Source organism: Micromonospora sediminicola (assembly GCF_900089585.1).
Classification (GTDB): Bacteria; Actinomycetota; Actinomycetes; order Mycobacteriales; family Micromonosporaceae; genus Micromonospora; species Micromonospora sediminicola.
This window is the reverse complement of sequence record NZ_FLRH01000003.1, coordinates 4,582,825-4,598,291: the sequence shown is the minus strand read 5'-3', so window position 1 is coordinate 4,598,291 and position 15,467 is coordinate 4,582,825. Positions and strand designations below refer to the sequence as shown.

The 15,467-nt window shown below is 73.0% G+C and carries 13 protein-coding genes; 10 read left to right on the top strand and 3 right to left on the bottom strand.

The window, feature by feature from the left end; genetic code table 11:
• The first annotated feature begins 28 nt into the window (after nt 1-28).
• The 7 genes from GA0070622_RS21210 to GA0070622_RS21180 all read left to right on the top strand — a co-directional run bounded on the left by GA0070622_RS21210 (nt 29) and on the right by GA0070622_RS21180 (nt 8,158).
• Nucleotides 29-2,101 carry a heavy metal translocating P-type ATPase gene (locus GA0070622_RS21210; RefSeq protein ID WP_091576602.1) on the top strand — a complete coding sequence of 691 codons (2,073 nt, stop codon included), beginning with the start codon at nt 29-31 and terminating at the stop codon, nt 2,099-2,101.
• A gap of 277 nt (nt 2,102-2,378) precedes the next feature.
• Entirely contained in the window at nt 2,379-2,717 is a 339-nt protein-coding gene (locus GA0070622_RS21205) for a DUF6153 family protein (protein ID WP_245666478.1), read from the top strand.
• Between the two features lie 77 nt (nt 2,718-2,794).
• Nucleotides 2,795-3,484 (top strand): DUF305 domain-containing protein, encoded by a 690-nt coding sequence (locus tag GA0070622_RS21200; protein ID WP_091576600.1) that lies wholly within the window; start codon nt 2,795-2,797, stop codon nt 3,482-3,484.
• Between the two features lie 105 nt (nt 3,485-3,589).
• Nucleotides 3,590-3,952, top strand: coding sequence for a BlaI/MecI/CopY family transcriptional regulator (locus GA0070622_RS21195; protein ID WP_091576597.1), 363 nt, complete (start codon nt 3,590-3,592; stop codon nt 3,950-3,952).
• Entirely contained in the window at nt 3,949-4,872 is a 924-nt protein-coding gene (locus GA0070622_RS21190) for a M56 family metallopeptidase (protein ID WP_091576595.1), read from the top strand. Before GA0070622_RS21195 ends, GA0070622_RS21190 begins: the two co-directional genes overlap by 4 nt.
• A gap of 195 nt (nt 4,873-5,067) precedes the next feature.
• Nucleotides 5,068-6,006, top strand: a complete 939-nt coding sequence (locus tag GA0070622_RS21185) for a hypothetical protein (protein ID WP_141684602.1) — start codon at nt 5,068-5,070, stop codon at nt 6,004-6,006.
• A gap of 205 nt (nt 6,007-6,211) precedes the next feature.
• Nucleotides 6,212-8,158, top strand: a complete 1,947-nt coding sequence (locus GA0070622_RS21180) for an elongation factor G (RefSeq protein WP_245666476.1) — start codon at nt 6,212-6,214, stop codon at nt 8,156-8,158.
• Nucleotides 8,159-8,200: 42 nt separating this feature from the next.
• Here GA0070622_RS21180 and GA0070622_RS21175 read toward each other — a convergent pair whose 3' ends face one another.
• Entirely contained in the window at nt 8,201-9,448 is a 1,248-nt protein-coding gene (locus GA0070622_RS21175) for an ATP-grasp domain-containing protein (RefSeq protein ID WP_091576589.1), read from the bottom strand.
• Nucleotides 9,449-9,450: 2 nt separating this feature from the next.
• The gene (locus GA0070622_RS21170) at nt 9,451-10,704 is read right to left on the bottom strand and encodes an MFS transporter (protein WP_176558808.1); all 1,254 of its coding nucleotides are present in this window, start codon (nt 10,702-10,704) and stop codon (nt 9,451-9,453) included.
• A gap of 253 nt (nt 10,705-10,957) precedes the next feature.
• Between GA0070622_RS21170 and GA0070622_RS21165 the strand changes: the two genes are divergently transcribed.
• The 3 genes from GA0070622_RS21165 to GA0070622_RS21155 are packed head-to-tail and all read left to right on the top strand — an operon-like array spanning nt 10,958 to nt 14,097.
• Nucleotides 10,958-11,854, top strand: coding sequence for a TauD/TfdA dioxygenase family protein (locus GA0070622_RS21165; RefSeq protein WP_218060610.1), 897 nt, complete (start codon nt 10,958-10,960; stop codon nt 11,852-11,854).
• A gap of 40 nt (nt 11,855-11,894) precedes the next feature.
• Nucleotides 11,895-13,148, top strand: coding sequence for an ATP-grasp domain-containing protein (locus GA0070622_RS21160; RefSeq protein WP_091576581.1), 1,254 nt, complete (start codon nt 11,895-11,897; stop codon nt 13,146-13,148).
• Nucleotides 13,149-13,152: 4 nt separating this feature from the next.
• Nucleotides 13,153-14,097 carry a GNAT family N-acetyltransferase gene (locus GA0070622_RS21155; RefSeq protein ID WP_091576579.1) on the top strand — a complete coding sequence of 315 codons (945 nt, stop codon included), beginning with the start codon at nt 13,153-13,155 and terminating at the stop codon, nt 14,095-14,097.
• Nucleotides 14,098-14,309: 212 nt separating this feature from the next.
• On the opposite strand, the gene GA0070622_RS21150 is transcribed toward GA0070622_RS21155, so the two are convergent.
• On the bottom strand, nt 14,310-15,221 hold the full coding sequence (locus GA0070622_RS21150) for a TauD/TfdA dioxygenase family protein (protein ID WP_091576577.1): 912 nt from the start codon (nt 15,219-15,221) through the stop codon (nt 14,310-14,312).
• Between the last annotated feature and the right edge of the window lie 246 nt (nt 15,222-15,467).

Here is a 15,467-nt window from a genome sequence, read left to right as displayed (position 1 = left end):
GTATAGGTTCGGTGCGGAGGTGGACCCGATGACACGTCACGACGCCGACCACGGGCGGCACCAGCACGGCGGCCACGCCGCCCACGGCGGCGGGCACGACAAGCACGCCGGTCACGACCCGGAGCAGTTCCGGCGCAGGTTCTGGCTGAGCCTCGCGCTGACCGTGCCGATCGTGGCCACCAGCCACATGGTCATGGACTGGTTCGGCTACCGGCTGGACCTCCCCGGCGTGACCTGGGTCGGGCCGGTGCTCGGCACGGTGGTGTTCGGCTACGGCGGCTGGCCGTTCCTGGTCGGTGGTGTGCGCGAGGTCCGCGACCGGGCGCCCGGCATGATGCTGCTGATCTCGATGGCGATCACCGTCGCCTACGTCGCGTCCCTGGCCACCAGCCTCGGTGGGTTCAGCCTCGACTTCTGGTGGGAGCTGGCGGCGCTGGTGACCATCATGTTGCTGGGCCACTGGCAGGAGATGAAGGCCATCGGTCAGGCCCAGGGCGCGCTGGCCGCGCTCGCCGCGTTGCTGCCCGACGACGCCGAACGCCTCGACGACTCCGGTCGCGCCCACCCGGTCCCGGTCGGCGACCTGCGGGTCGGCGACGTGGTGCTGGTGCGCTCCGGTGGCCGGGTGCCGGCCGACGGGCGGATCGTCGACGGCGCCGCCGTGCTGGACGAGTCGATGATCACGGGGGAGTCCCGGCCGGTGCCCCGCGCCGCCGGGGACCGGGTGGTCGCCGGCACCGTGGCCACCGACTCCACCCTGCGGGTACGCGTCGACGCCGTCGGCGAGGACACCGCCCTCGCGGGCATCGGCCGGCTCGTCGCCGAGGCCCAGAGCTCCGCCGGCCGGGCGCAGGTGCTCGCCGACCGCTTCGCCGCCTGGCTGTTCTACCTCGCCACCGCCGCGGCGCTGATCACCTTCGGCACCTGGTGGGCGCTCGGCGACCTCGACCAGGCCGTGGTCCGGACCGTCACCGTCCTGGTCATCGCCTGCCCGCACGCCCTCGGGCTGGCCATCCCGCTGGTGATCGCGCTGTCGACGGCCGTCTCCGCCAGAGCCGGCATCCTGGTCAAGGACCGGACCGCCCTCGAACGCATGCGGGGCGTGGACGCGGTGCTGTTCGACAAGACCGGCACCCTCACCCGGGGCGCACACACCCTCACCGCCGTCGCCGCCACCGCCGGACACGCCGAGGACGACGTCCTGCGTATCGCCGGCGCCGTCGAGGCCGACAGCGAGCATCCCCTCGCGCGCGCCCTGACCGCCGCCGCGCACGACCGCGGACCGACGCCCCCGGCCCGCGACTTCCGGTCCCTGACCGGTCGGGGCGTGCGGGCCGTCGTCGACGGCACCCCCTACGCCGTCGGCGGCCCCGCCCTGCTGCGGGAACTCGACGCCACCGTGCCCGCCGAGCTCGACGCCGCCAGCGCCCGCTGGTCGGCGCGGGGCGCCGCGGTCCTGCACCTCGTACGGCTGCCCGCCGACGGCCGCCCCGAACCGGTCGGCGCGTTCGCGCTCGAGGACGAGGTGCGCCCGGAGGCCCGCCAGGCCATCACGGAGCTGCGCGAGCAGGGCGTCCGGAAGATCGCCATGATCACCGGAGACGCCCGTCCGGTCGCCGAGGCGGTCGCCGCCGACCTGGGCTTCCGGCCCGGCGTGGACGAGGTGTTCGCGGAGGTTCTCCCCGCCGACAAGGACCGTGCGGTGGCCGAGCTACGGGCACAGGGGTTGCGGGTGGCCATGGTCGGCGACGGGGTCAACGACGCCCCCGCCCTGGCCCGCGCCGACGTCGGCATCGCCATCGGCGCCGGCACCGACGTGGCCATCGAGTCCGCCGGGGTGGTCCTGGCCTCGTCCGACCCGCGCGGGGTCACCGGCGTGATCCGGCTCTCCCGTGCCTCCTACCGCAAGATGGTGCAGAACCTCGCCTGGGCCGCCGGCTACAACGTCGTGGCCATCCCGCTGGCCGCCGGTGTGCTGGCCTGGGCGGGCCTCACCCTGAGCCCCGCCGTCGGCGCGGTGCTGATGTCCGCCTCCACCATCGTCGTGGCGCTCAACGCGCAACTGCTGCGCCGCGTACGCCTCACCCCCTCGTCCGACTGACGGAGCGCACCGCGGCCAGATCCGGGCGTTCGTCGTACCCACGTCTGTCAGCCGTGATATCTCATCTACTATAGACCTGTAGTAGAAGTGCGAGTCGGTGCGGACGACCTCTGCCGCCAGACGCCACACGGTCGGCCGAACGTGCGGGGGTGACATGCGACAGCCGCGGGTGGACCGCCCAGGCCCGCCACGACCCTTCGCTTCGTCGACGCGTCGACTGACGCGTCGGCCGGCGCGTGGGCCCCATCCGCTGCTGCGGCTGGCGCTGCTCGTCGCCGTGACGCTCGGCGTGTTCGGCATGCACACCCTCGGCCACCCGGCCGAGGCCGGGGCCGGGGCCCTCCACGCCGGGCACGCGAGCACCGTTCACGCGAGCGTCACCGCACCCGCCGCCGACGGCTCGCCCGGGCACCACGACGGGATGCACGCGTTCACCGTGTGCCTCGCGGTGCTGGGTGGCGCCATGGTGCTCGGCGCCCTGTCCCTGCTGCGGCACCGCCGCCGGATCTCCGGCGCGCCGCTTGGCCTCCGCTCCCGGGACATTCGCCCGGACCGGGGTCCGCCCCGCCGGCCCATCGGGCTGCGACTGCGAGCCGGAACGGTCCTGCGCACGTGAGCAGACCCCGGTCCGGGACCTCACCCGGACCCGACGGCCCTGTTCCGGCACACCTCACGACAAGGACCACGTACCTGATGAAGCCCACCATCCTGCGCCGCGCCGCCCTCGCGGGCGTCGCTCTGACCGCCCTGCTCGCCACCGCCGCATGCGGCGGCGCGGACGACACCGGCGGCATGGCCCACGGCACCGGCGGCTCGACGCCGAGCGCGTCGTCCTCGGCCGACGCCAGCGCGAACGACGCGGACGTGATGTTCGCCCAGATGATGATTCCGCACCACCAGCAGGCGGTCGCCGTGGCCGATCTGGCTCCGACCCGCGCGAGCGACCCCGAACTGAAGGACCTGGCTGCCAAGATCAAGGCGGCGCAGGACCCGGAGATCACGACCATGAAGGGGTGGCTCACGGCCTGGGGCAGGCCCACGGACCTGCCGAGCGACCACAGCATGCCCGGCATGAGCGCCACGCCCGGCCATGACATGCCCGGCATGTCCGCCAGCCCCGGGCGCGACATGCCCGGTATGGACGCGGGCATGCCCGGCATGATGTCCGAGCAGCAGATGACGGACCTCGCCGCCGCCAAGGGCGCCGCGTTCGACAGGATGTTCGCCCAGATGATGATCGCCCACCACAACGGCGCCATCGACATGGCCAGGACCGAGCAGGCCGAGGGCAGCAATCCCGAGGCCAAGGCGCTCGCCGCGAGGATCGCCGCGGATCAGGCCAGCGAGGTGCAGATCCTGCAGAGGATCCTCGACCGGCTGTAGACGGCAGGCCCGGCCGGTCCCGGCGTCCGTTGTCGGGACCGGCCGTCTGCGGGTGGGAAGCCGCCCTGTCGCTCACGTACCCTGACGCACACGGAAGGGGATCACGTGGCGGAACTGGGCAAACTCGAATCGGCCGTGATGGACGTCCTCTGGCGTGCCGCCAACCCCCTGCTCGTGCGCGACGTCCTCGACGCGGTGACCGCCGACCGGGCCCTGGCCTACACCACCGTGCTCACCGTGCTGGACAACCTGCACCGCAAGGGCTGGGTCGTACGGGACAAGGACGGCAAGGCCTACCGCTACCGTGCCGCCGGCACCCGCGAGGAGATCACCGCGCGCACCGTGCGTCGGGTCATCGAGACGAGCGCCCACCCCGACCTGGTGCTCCTGCACTTCGCCCGGTCCGCCTCCGACCACGAGCTGCACATCCTGCGTCGGGTCATCGACGAGCGGGAGTCCGACGCGTGAGCCTCGCGCTCGCCCTCGCCACCGGGGCGACGGTCGTCGCCTGGTGGGGCCCGGCCGCGTTGCGGCTGTGCTTCCGCCACGTCGCCGACCCGTTCGCGATGCTGCTCGGCTGGTTCGGTCTGCTCGCCGCCGTGATCGCCACCTTCGTTTTGACCATCGCGATGCTCCTCGCACCGGACAGTGCCCGGCAGTGGGCGCTGCACGACCTCGCCCGCCTGTGCTGGCACTGGGCGCGACCCGACCGGCGACCCGCCGCCGACGAGATCGCCGGAGCGGTCGGAGCCCTGATCCTGCTGGCCGTGCTCACCCGGTTCACGGCGACGTGCGCCCGCCGGGCCCGCCGCGCCCACCACGCGCGGCGGGCCCACGCGGACCTGCTCACGCTCGCCGGCGGGCCGGCGGAGTCCGGTGCGGCGGCGGTACTGTGGATTCCGCACCCGACCCCGATGGCCTACAGCATCGGCGGAACCCGCGGGCTGACTGTCCTGGCCAGTGCCGCCGGTGACCTCCCGGCGGACCAGCTCGCCGCGGTGCTCAGTCACGAACGCGCCCACCTGCGCGAGCGCCATCATCTCCTCGTCGCCGCCGTGGAAGGGCTCGCGGCAGCCGTACCGTGGCTGCCGCTGACCCGGCAGGCGCCCTCGGCCGTGCGTCTGCTCGTCGAACTGCGCGCCGACGCCGCAGCGGTCCGAGAATGCGGCGAAACCGCGGTACGCGACGCGCTGCTGACCTTCGCCGGCGCGCCGCACCCGTTGTCCACGCTGTCGATGGCCGGGGCCGACGTGGCCGTCCGCCTGCAACGCCTCCAGGGACGCCACCCGCACCGTCGCAACCTGCTCGCCCGCGTCGTGCTCGCCTCCGCCGCCCTGATCGCACCGCTGGGCGTCGGCGTGGCCACCGGAATCCTGTTCTGCCGGTAGCGCCGGGGTCTACGTCAGCGGTGTGACCTACCACGTGCCCGCCGGAACGGGCCGACGGCGACGGTACGGCCGGCCGCGACCCGCCGCTCCACCGTCCACGAACGTCCTGTGGCGGATCGGCGAACCGGCTGCGGTTGCCGTCTCGGCCCGATCGGGGTAGCCGACAGTGGGCCTCCTGCTCCTATGCTCTCCAGCGTGCGTCTCCCCAAGATCCCCTCCCTGCTCGGGGTGCCGAGCTACGACCTCGTCGACCACTACGCCGATCTGGCGCCGCTGCGGCGGGCGCTGCGCGCCAGGGACTGGCCGGCCGTCGTCGCCTTCTTCGACCGGTTGCCGGAGCACGACGACCCGACGGTCGCCACCGCGATGGTCGCCGAGACGAGGGGCGTGGAGACGTTCCTGCGCGTGGCGGGAGGCGGACCGGCCGAGTCCACCCTGGCCGGAACGCTGCTCGGCGCCCGGCTGGTGTGGATGGCGTGGCAGGCCCGGGGGTCGGCGCGCGCCCGCTACACCAGCCGCGGCCAGTTCGCGTCCTTCCACCAGATCCTGCACGAGGCCGAGCGGGTGCTCGGCGAGGTGACCGCGGAAGAGCCGGGCAACATCGCCGCGTGGACGGCGCGGCTGCGCACCGCCCGGGGTCTCGAGATGGGGCAGGCGGAGGCGAACCGTCGGTACGAGCGCGCCGCGAAGGCCCGGCCGGATCCGTTCTTCGCCCAGCTCACCCACGTCCAGCAGCTGTGTCCGAAGTGGGGCGGCTCGCTGGACCGGTTGCTCGGCTTCGCCCGGCACTGCGCCAAGACGGCGCCGCCCGGATCGCTCAACGCGGCGGCCGTCGCCGACGCCCACCTGGAGTTCGCGTACGAGTCGGGCATCGCGCACCTGCGGTCGCCGGCCGTGCTCCACGAGATCCGCGGCGCCGTGGCCCGTTCGGTCGGGCACCCGGACTACCGGCCGGTGCACGGTTGGGTCCAGGCGGAGTGCAGCTTCTCGTACGTCCTGCGGCTCGCCGGTGACCGGCCCGGCGCCGCCGCCCGACTGGCGGCGCTCGGCAACCGCGTCACCATCTACCCCTGGCCCAGCGCGGGGGAGCTCAGGACGGCGCGGCGCACGCTCCGGGTGGCCGCCGCGCGATGATCCGGGGTCGGGCCGGCTGGGGTGGACCCGGGGACCGATTCCGGTGGCGGCGGCGGGCCGGTCGTGCCAACCTGGAGACTGCTCGCCGCCGTACCGGGCGGGCCGCGAGTTCGGCCACGACGACCACGACGAGGAGTGACAGTGCGAGCAGCTTCCACGCTCCGGACCCCTGACCGTCTGACCGTGGAGTCCTGCCTTGGCCCTGGTGAACCTCGGAATCGTCGCCCATGTTGACGCCGGCAAGACCAGCCTGACCGAACGCCTGCTCTACGAGGCCGGCGCCGTGTCCCGGCCGGGCAGCGTCGACGCCGGCACGACGCGGACCGACTCGATGGAGTTGGAGCGCCGGCGCGGCATCACCATCCGGGCGGCCGTCACGTCCATCACGATCGGTGATCTGCGTATCAACCTGCTGGACACCCCCGGTCACCCCGACTTCATCGCGGAGGTCGAGCGTTCGCTGGCCGTGCTGGACGCCGCCGTGCTCGTGGTGTCGAGTGTGGAGGGTGTCCAGCCGCAGACCGTCGCCATCTGGCGGGCGCTGCGCCGCATCGGTGTGCCGACGGTGGTGTTCCTCAACAAGGTGGACCGCCGCGGCGCCGACGTCGACCGGGTGGTGGGCCAGGTGCGCCAGCGGCTCGGGGCACGTCCGGTCCTGCTCACCGCGGTCGCCGGCCAGGGTGGTGCCGAGGCCCGGGTGCGGGCCGTGGGCCTCGACGCCGAGCCGGTGGTCGAGGCGGTGGCGGAGGTCGACGACCCGGTGGCGGCGCGGTGGCTGGCGAACGAGCCGGTGCGCGTCCGCGACGTCCGGCGGGCGATCCGGAGCGGGGTCCGCCGCGCCGAGCTCACCCCGGTGGCGTGCGGCTCGGCGATCACCGGAGCCGGCGTACGGCAGCTGTGTCACCTCCTCGCCGACCTGCTGCCGCGCGGCGCCGAGCGGGACGGCCCGCTGGCGGGCACCGTCTTCGCCGTGGATCGGGACGGGCACGGCCGGCGGGCCTGGCTGCGGTTGTGGTCCGGGCGGCTGCAGGTGCGGGATCGGGTGCAGCTGGCCGGAAGCCGCCCGCAGACGGTGACCCAGATCGCCGTCATCGAGCCCGACGGCGTCCTGGTGCGTCCCTCGGTCTCCGCCGGACAGATCGCCGCGGTGCGCGGCGTGTCGGCCCGGATCGGCCAGCACATCGGGGACCCGCCGCGGCGACACGTCTACCGGTTCCCACCCCCGACCAGACAGGCCGTCGTCGAGCCGGTCGACCCGGAGCAGCGCCTGGCGATGTTCGCCGGTCTGGCCGAGCTGGCCGACGAGGACCCGCTGGTCGACCTGCGGCTGGACGAGCGGGAGGCGGAGGCGGTAATCCGCCTGCACGGCGAGGTGCAGAAGGAGGTGCTGGCCGCCCTCATGGCGGACCGCTACGGCGTCCGGGTGCGGTTCTCCGGCACGTCGACGGCCTGCATCGAACGGGTCGCCGGCACCGGAACCGCCGAGGAACGGGCGAACGAGCGCGGCAATCCCTACCTGGCCGGGTTGGGTCTGCGGATCGAGGCGGCCCCGGTCGGGCACGGCATCGAGTTCCGGCCGGGTGTCGAGCCCGGCCGACTGCCACCGGCGTTCGTCGCCGCCACCGAGGAGGGCGTGCGGGCCGCCCTCCGGCAGGGCCGGTACGGCTGGCCGGTCACCGACTGCACGGTCACCATGACCGCCTCCCGGTACTGGCCGCGACAGAGCAGTTCGCACCAGAAGTTCGCCAAGTCCATGTCGAGCGTGGCGGCGGACTTCCGCAACCTCGCCCCGGTCGTGGTCGCCGCGGCGTTGCGACGGGCGGGTACCCGGGTGTGCCAGCCGGTCGAGCGGTTCGACGTCAACCTTCCGCAGCGTGCCGTGGAGACGGTGATGGCGCTGCTGGGCCGGTTGGGCGCGGTCGTCCACGACACCACACTGGCCGGCGGGTACCTGGAGGTGAGCGGCACCCTGCCGTCCGCGCGGGTGCCACAGGTCGTCGCCGCGCTGCCCGACCTCACCGGTGGCGAGGCCGTCCTGAGCACCACCTTCGACCACTACGCGCCGGTCACGGCCGAGGAGTCACCGACGGCGCCCCGGCGCGGACCCGATCCGGGCGACCGGGAGGCGTGGTTCCGCGCCGTACCGCGGTAGGTCGCTCCGGCGGCGGCGGGTGCCCGGACCGGCGTCCGCCGGTCAGGTCGTGGGCCCGCCGCCGGCCGGGACGGTGGTGCGGGCGGGGTCGGTGACGTCGATGTGGAAGGCGGCGTCGACGGCGGCGATGCTGCGGTCGATGTCCCCGGCGGTGGCGGCACGCATGACGACGACGCCGGCGTAGGTGGAGGAGTCGACCGGGCCGCGGACGGTGTCGCCGACGTGGGTGGTGATGCTGGCGTCGACGACGCAGTCGAGGCGAAGGAGTTCGTCGCGGCTGGTGATGGCGGTGACCGTCCCGGCGGGCCGGGGCAGCATGTACTGGATCATGTGATCGTCGCGGGGCGCCCGGGCCACGTCGACACCGATGCCGGTGGCGAGGTCGAGGAAGGTGTCCCATAGGTCCACGCCGTACTGGTGGCGGATCTGGGCGGTGATGCCGCCGCCGCCGGGACGGCAGGCGATCTCGCCGATGAGGTACTCGCTCGGGCTCTTGAGGACCTCGAGGTGGGTGACGCCGTCGTGCAGCCCGAGGGCGTCGACGACCTGGGTGTGCAGGTCGGCGATGAGGCGCGCCTCGGGGTCGCGGTCGGGCAGCGTGTACGAGCCGATGACGCCGCCGACGCTGTCGAGGACGGGGGCGAAGTAGCGGGACACCGCCGCGAACCTGACCTGTCCGTCGACGACGACACCGTCGCAGTGGTATTCGGCTTCGATGTCGACCATGCGCTCGGCCATGAGCGGGAACGGCGCGGTGCGCATGGCGGCGCGGCTGTCCTCGGCGAAGACCTCCCGCAGGTGGTCGGCGTCGCGGACGACGACGACGTATCCGGCGCCGCCGCCGCAGACCCGTTTGACGACGACGGGCCAGCCGAGGTGGCGGGCGGCCTCGACCGTGTCGCCGAGGGCCTCCAGGCGTCGGAAGGCGGTGACGGGCAGGCCGGCCGCCGCCAGTTTCTGCTTCATCACGAACTTGTTCGAGAACGCGTTGGCGACTTCGTATCCGGGGCCGGGCAGGCCCAGGTACGAGCGGAGGTAGCCGCCGGCCTGGACGCTCCACTCGGAGGGCGCGACCACCCAGTCGAACGGGTGCCGCTCGCGGATCCGCAGCGCGGCGAGCCGCACGCCGGTGAGGTCGGCGACCGAGTCGACGAGTTCGACGTCGGTGCCGGGGTCGTAGAAGTGCCGGTACTTCTCGATGGTGATGACGGAGAGCCGGACGTCGGGGCGGTCCTGCAGGAGCCGGGCCCCGGTGCGGCAGTTGGAGTTGACGAGCAGCACGCCGGCCATGGTCACCGCGCCGCTTCCTGCGGCACGGCGTGCGCCATGGCCGGGGTCTCGGTGGGGACGGGCCCGGGTGTGGGCGCCGGATCCGGCGCGCTGCTGGCGCGGGTGGGCGACGTGGTCCAGATGACGACGGCGAGCACGGCGGTGACGGCAGCGGGGAGGAAGACGAGGAAGGAGCCGGTGAAGCCGACGGTGAGACCGAGCAGGAGCGACGACAGCGGCACGGTGCCGGTGATGAACGTGCGGATGACGGCGTTGACCCGGCCGGAGAGTTCGGCGGGGATCTCGGCCTGACGGTAGGCCATGGTCGTCGCGTTGACGCCGCCCTCACCGAAGCAGAGCAGGCAGAACGCGATGATGACGAGGATGGGCGCGACGAACAGCAGGCCGAGTGAGCCGAGGGCCGCGACGCCGAGCCACACGCCCACGCGCAGGTGGCGGCGGTGCGGGCCGTGGGGTGCGAGGGGGCTGACCCAGGAGCCGACGGCGGCGGCGACGGCGCCGAAGGAGACGGCGATGCCGAGGGCGCCGGGGGACCAGTTCCAGTGGTCGGTGCCGATGGTGAGGATGGTGGGCTCGACGGCGCCGGCGCCGAGGTTGTAGAGCGCCACCGCGGCGGTGAGCCGGCGCAGGTCGGGGCGGGCCCGGAAGTAGGCGATCCCGGCGCGGATCTGTTCGCGCATGGTGGGGCCGTGTTGTTCGATGGCGGTGCGCACCCTGGGCAGGAACAGGGCGGCGACGGCGGTGACGAGGAAGCTGCCGGCGTCGATGATGAGGGCCCAGGTGACACCGGCGGCGGCGATCGTCAGGCCGGCCAGTGCCGGGCCGGCGAACCGGGCGACGAGCTGCGCGGAGTTGAACCAGCTGGCGGCCTGGTCGAGCCGCTCGCGAGGAACGAGGGCGGGGATCAGGCCGTAGTCGCCGGCGACGTCGGAGACGACCTTGGCCAGGCCCATGACGGCGAGCATGACGAAGACCAGGGCGACCTGGTGGAGCATGAGCAGCAGCGGGATCATCGCGACGGCGGCGCACTGGACGATCTCGCCGGCGATGAACAGGGTGCGCCGGTCGTGCCGGTCGATGAACGCGCCGAGGAGCGGGGCGAGCAGGAACGGTGCGGTCTGAGCGGCCATGCTCGTGACCGCGAGCAGGCCGGATCCGGTGTGTTCGAGCAGTGCCCACGGCACGGCCAGGTACAGGAACGTGTTTCCGGCCATGGAGATGGCCGTCGCTCCGGTGTACAACCAGAATTTTCTCATGATCTTCCCATCGCCGTCGCGGCCGGGGTGCGGCTCTCGCTGTGTCGGGCAGGGCCGGGTCGGGGGTGACGAGCTTCGTCGGTTCGGGGCGGCGCGCTGTCCGATCGCTGCCATGTTGCCACGCCTTGCCAAATCTTGGCAATGAGGTCACGATGATGACGCGATGGAATGTTTCCCGCGCTGCCGGCCCTGGCAACGCCGGCGCGTCGGGAGGTCGTCCACGCGCACGATCATCCGAGAGAGAGGCAGTACCGTGGCGCAGACCCTCGTGGCCCCACCGGCCGTCACCGTCACCCGGCTCGCGGGCAACATCGGCGCCGAGATCGGTGGCGTCGACACCAGCGGACCGCTCAGCGACGAGGCCGTCGCCGCGGTCCGCGCCGCCCTGCTCGCGCACAAGGTGGTCTTCCTGCGGGACCAGAAGCTCGACTACGACACCCAGCGGGCGTTCGCCGAGCGGCTCGGCGAGCTGACCCTGAGCCACCCCATCTACGCGGCGCCGGAGCGTCGTCCCGCGCTGCGGGAGATGGACTCGGCCCACGGGACCAAGGCCAACCACTGGCACACCGACCTGACGTTCATCGAGCGACCGCCCGCCTTCTGCCTCCTGCACGCCAAGATCATTCCGCCGGTCGGTGGGGACACGATGTGGGCGAACTGCGTCACCGCGTACCAGTCCCTGCCGGAGCCGCTGCGCGTCCTCGCCGACCAGCTGCGCGTCGTGCACAGCAACGACTCCGACTTCACCGACGACACCGTCGACCACCGGGACGACTACGTGGCCACCCCCTACGTCGCGGAGCACCCGGCCGTCCGGGTGCACCCGGAGACCGGTGAGCGCGCGCTGCTGCTCGGCGGCTTCGCCCGCAGCGTCGTGGGAATGGCCCCGGCCGCCGGCCGCGACCTGATCCGGGTGCTGCAGGAGTACGTGACCCGGCCCGAGCAGACCGTCCGCTGGCAGTGGCGCGTCGGTGACCTGGTGATCTGGGACAACCAGGCGACCATGCACTACGCGATCTACGACTACGGCCGGGAGCGCCGACGCGGTGAGCGACTGACGACCATCGGCCGGACGCCGGTCGGGGTCGACGGGCGGCCCAGCGTCACCCTCGCCGGCGACACCTCCGCGTACAGCGCCGGACTGCGCTGACGCCGGGGCCCACGTCCGCTGCGAAGGAAGAGGCTGCGACATGAAGAACGTGCTACTGATCAACTCGGGTCGCAAAGCCGTCGCCCGCGCCCTGCAGGAGCGGGACGACATCCGGCTGTCGGTCATCTCCATGCCCGGCTACCTCGACTGGTACGACGCGGGCACCGACCTGGAGGTCGTCGACACCATCGAGAACCTGAACCTGGTCCGTCAGGCCGCCCTGCGGATCCGGGAACGCAACCCCTTCGACCACGTGGTCGCCCCGTCCGAGTGGAGCGTCCCGGCCGGCGGGTTCGTCCGCTCCTACTTCGGCATTCCCGGGCCGAGCTTCGACGTGGCGAACGCGTTCTCCAACAAGTTCGTGATGAAGCAGAAGGTCGCCGCGGCCGGGCTGCCGGTGGCGACGTTCCGCCGGGTGAACGCGGTCGGCCAGCTCGTCGCCGTCGGCGACGAGCTGGGCTGGCCGTACGTGCTCAAGTCCGCCTTCGGCGGCGGCTCGGAGAACGTGTTCGTGGTCCGGGACGCCGCGCACGCCCGGTCGATCATCGACGGCGAGGTCCTGGCCCGGCTCGGCGAGCTGGACAGCCCGATGCTGGCCGAGGAGTTCGTCGACATCGAGACCGAGTTCCACTGCGACGGCGTCGTGGTCGACGGGACGGCCGTGTTCGCCGCGGCCTCCCGGTACTTCGCCCCGGTCCTCGACAGCCTCGGCGGCGTGATCGGCTCGTACACCCTGCCGGACGACGACCCCGAGGGCCGCCTCATCCGCGACCTGCACGACCGGGTGGTCGCCGCGCTGGGGCTGCCCGACGGCGTCACCCACCTGGAGATCCTCAAGTCGGCGCGGGGCTACCTGGTCGGCGAGGTCGCCTGCCGGACCGCCGGCGGCGGGATCCCCCTGCAACTGGAGCACCAGTACGGCGTGGACACCACCGACGCCCTCATCGCCACGTCCATCGGCGACCCGGTCGACCTGGACGTGCCGGCCCGGTCCGACCACATGATCCAGTACATGCTGCCCCGGCCGGTCGGCACCGTCACCGCGATCAGCACCGCCGCCGAGCTGCGGGCCGCGCCCGGGGTGGAGTACGCGGAGATCACCACGAAGGTCGGCGACCACCTGGCCGGCCCGTTGGACTCCTCGATCTACGCCGGGATCGTGCTGATCCGGGCCGCGACCGAGGCGCAGGTGTCCGAGCGGTGCGCCGAGGTGGCGCGCCGGTACCGCATCGAGGTGGCCGCCACGTCGGCCGGGCAGGCCGACCTGGCCGTCCCGGCCGAGGCGAGGGGGTGAGACGGTGCGCATCAGTGACCACCACGGGCTGGCCGTCGCCGAGATGGAGCCGGACGAGCTGGCGCGGCGGCCGTGGCGCGGCGACGACCGGCACATCGACGTGGTGCGCCTGCCGGAACCGCCCGCCGACCTCCTGCCCGAACTCACCGGGCTCGGCTTCGTCCACAAACCGGAGCTGCTGTCGTGGCGCGCCGAGCTCGGCCCGGGCGAGGAGGAGTTCCTCGCCGGGCTGGCCACCAAACCGCGTCAGGACATCCGGCGCGCGCGGCACCGGGCCGAGGCGGCGCTCACCCTGACCGTCCACGACACGTTGCCGGCGTCGCTGCTCGACCGGTTCCTGGACCTCTACCGCTCCCGGGTGGAGCAGATGACGTACGGGATCACCATCGCGTGCCGGTACCGGGACGCGATGCTGCACGGCCCGGACAAGTACTACGGCGTGTTCGCGATGGACGGCGAGGAGATCGCCGGCGGATGCCTGGTCCGCGAGTGCCCGGACGAGGACATGGCCCGTATCCGGTTCTCCGCCGTGACCGAGGAGTGGCGTCGGGCCAGCCTGGCCCGCACCCTCTACTTCGCGGCCATGCGGGTCGCCCGCGACAAGGGGTTCAAGTGGGTGACGTTGGGCGACGAGCCCAACCTGTACGGCCACCTGACCAAGGCGGGCCTGTTCCCGTTCAAGGTCGCGATGGGCTTCCACCCGGTGCCGTCGCAGGACAACCACGACCCGGAGGGCCGTGACCTCGCCGACCTGATCCTGACCGACGCGCACCTGAGCGGGCCCGGGCTGATGCTCGGGTACGCCCACGGCCGGCGGCACGAGCGGCAGCTGACCGGATACGTGATCAGCGCCGAGCCGGTGGACGTGAAGCCGATGGCGGCGCCGTTCCTGGACGGGGTGACTGTGGTGCCGCCCGGTGAGCGGGTCGCCTCGGTCCCGCCGGCCTGAGCGGCGCCGCTCCCGCACGGCCGCGGCCCCACCCCACGACGCGACGGCTCCCGGTTTCCGCCGGGAGCCGTCGCCGTTGTGCGTCGACCGTCCATCGTGGCCGCCCCACCGCGGGCCCGCGGCGGAACCGGGGCGCAACGCGGGCGTTCCCCGGTCGCGCACCGGTGGACCGGTGTGCGACCGGGGAACGGGATCGCCCGCGCCGACGGGGGCTACATGCCCGTGCCCGCCACGAACTCGGAGGTGTTGCCCTGCAGGGTGACGGCGGGAGCGCCGTCGACACCCACCGTGGTGGGGCCGGCGACGGTGACCCGCTCACCGCGGCGGTGCTCGGTGTAGTCCCTGATCGCGTAGTGCAGGGTGGCCTGGTTGTCCCAGATCACCAGGTCGCCCTTCTGCCACTTCCACCGCACCGTGTACTCGGGCTTGGTGGCGTACTCGGTGAGGATCCGGAGCAGGTCGCGACCGGCCTGCGGGGTGTAGCCGTTGACCGCCCGGGCGAATCCGCCCAGCAGCAGGCAGCGCTCGCCGGTCTCCGGGTGCACCCGGACGGCCGGGTGTTCGGCCGCGAACCGGTTCTTGAGGTACTTGGTCCGCACGTCGCCGTCGTAGGTGGCGTCGGTGAAGTCCGAGTCGTTGGAGTGGATGACCCGCAGCCCGTCGGCCAGCGTGCGCAGTCCCTCCGGCAGGTCCCGGTACGCCGCCCCGGTGTTGGCCCAGATCGTGTCGCCGCCCACCTCGGGGCAGACCACGTTGTGCAGGAAGGCGAAGGCCGGCGGGTTGTCCATGTAGGTGAAGTCGGCGTGCCAGTAGTTCGCGCGGGTGCCCTCGCCGCGGGAGTCCATCTCCCGCAGCAGCGGCTTGCCCTCGGGGCCCCCGTAGATCGGGTGGCCCAGGGTGAGGGTGCCGAACCGCTTGCCGAACGCCACCAGCTGGTCGTAGCCCAGGTCCTGCCCGCGAAGGAAGATGACCTTGTGGGTCAGGAGGGCCTGCCGCAGCTCGCCGATCACCTCGTCGCTGAGCTGCGCCCCGGCGTCGACGTCGAGGATCTCGGCGCCGATGTTGCCCGCCACCTGCCGGATCCGGACCCGGGTCGCGGTGGGGTTCTCGATGGTCTGAGTCACTGTTCCTGCCCTTCCTCGTCGGGGCCGGCGCCTGCCCGTGCGGGGCTGGGGACGGTACGTGGCGCGCCGCGGGTGGGGAGACGCACGCCCGATGCCGCCGGCCGTGGGACCCATATTGCCAACTATTGCCATCGCTGGCAATGCCGGAATCCGCAGCAGGCGCACGATGTCTCGGGCCGGCGTATCCTGAGCCGGCCACGGTGTTGGCGAGCACTTGCCACATCTGGCAAGCTCTGGCAAAGGCAA

Bases quoted from the DNA above. Each gene is read 5' to 3' on its own strand.
- GA0070622_RS21210 (WP_091576602.1), top strand. From the start codon at position 29: ATGACACGTCACGACGCCGACCACGGGCGGCACCAGCACGGCGGCCAC.
- GA0070622_RS21200 (WP_091576600.1), top strand. From the start codon at position 2,795: ATGAAGCCCACCATCCTGCGCCGCGCCGCCCTCGCGGGCGTCGCTCTG.
- GA0070622_RS21175 (WP_091576589.1), bottom strand. From the start codon at position 9,448: ATGGCCGGCGTGCTGCTCGTCAACTCCAACTGCCGCACCGGGGCCCGG.
- GA0070622_RS21170 (WP_176558808.1), bottom strand. From the start codon at position 10,704: ATGAGAAAATTCTGGTTGTACACCGGAGCGACGGCCATCTCCATGGCC.
- GA0070622_RS21160 (WP_091576581.1), top strand. From the start codon at position 11,895: ATGAAGAACGTGCTACTGATCAACTCGGGTCGCAAAGCCGTCGCCCGC.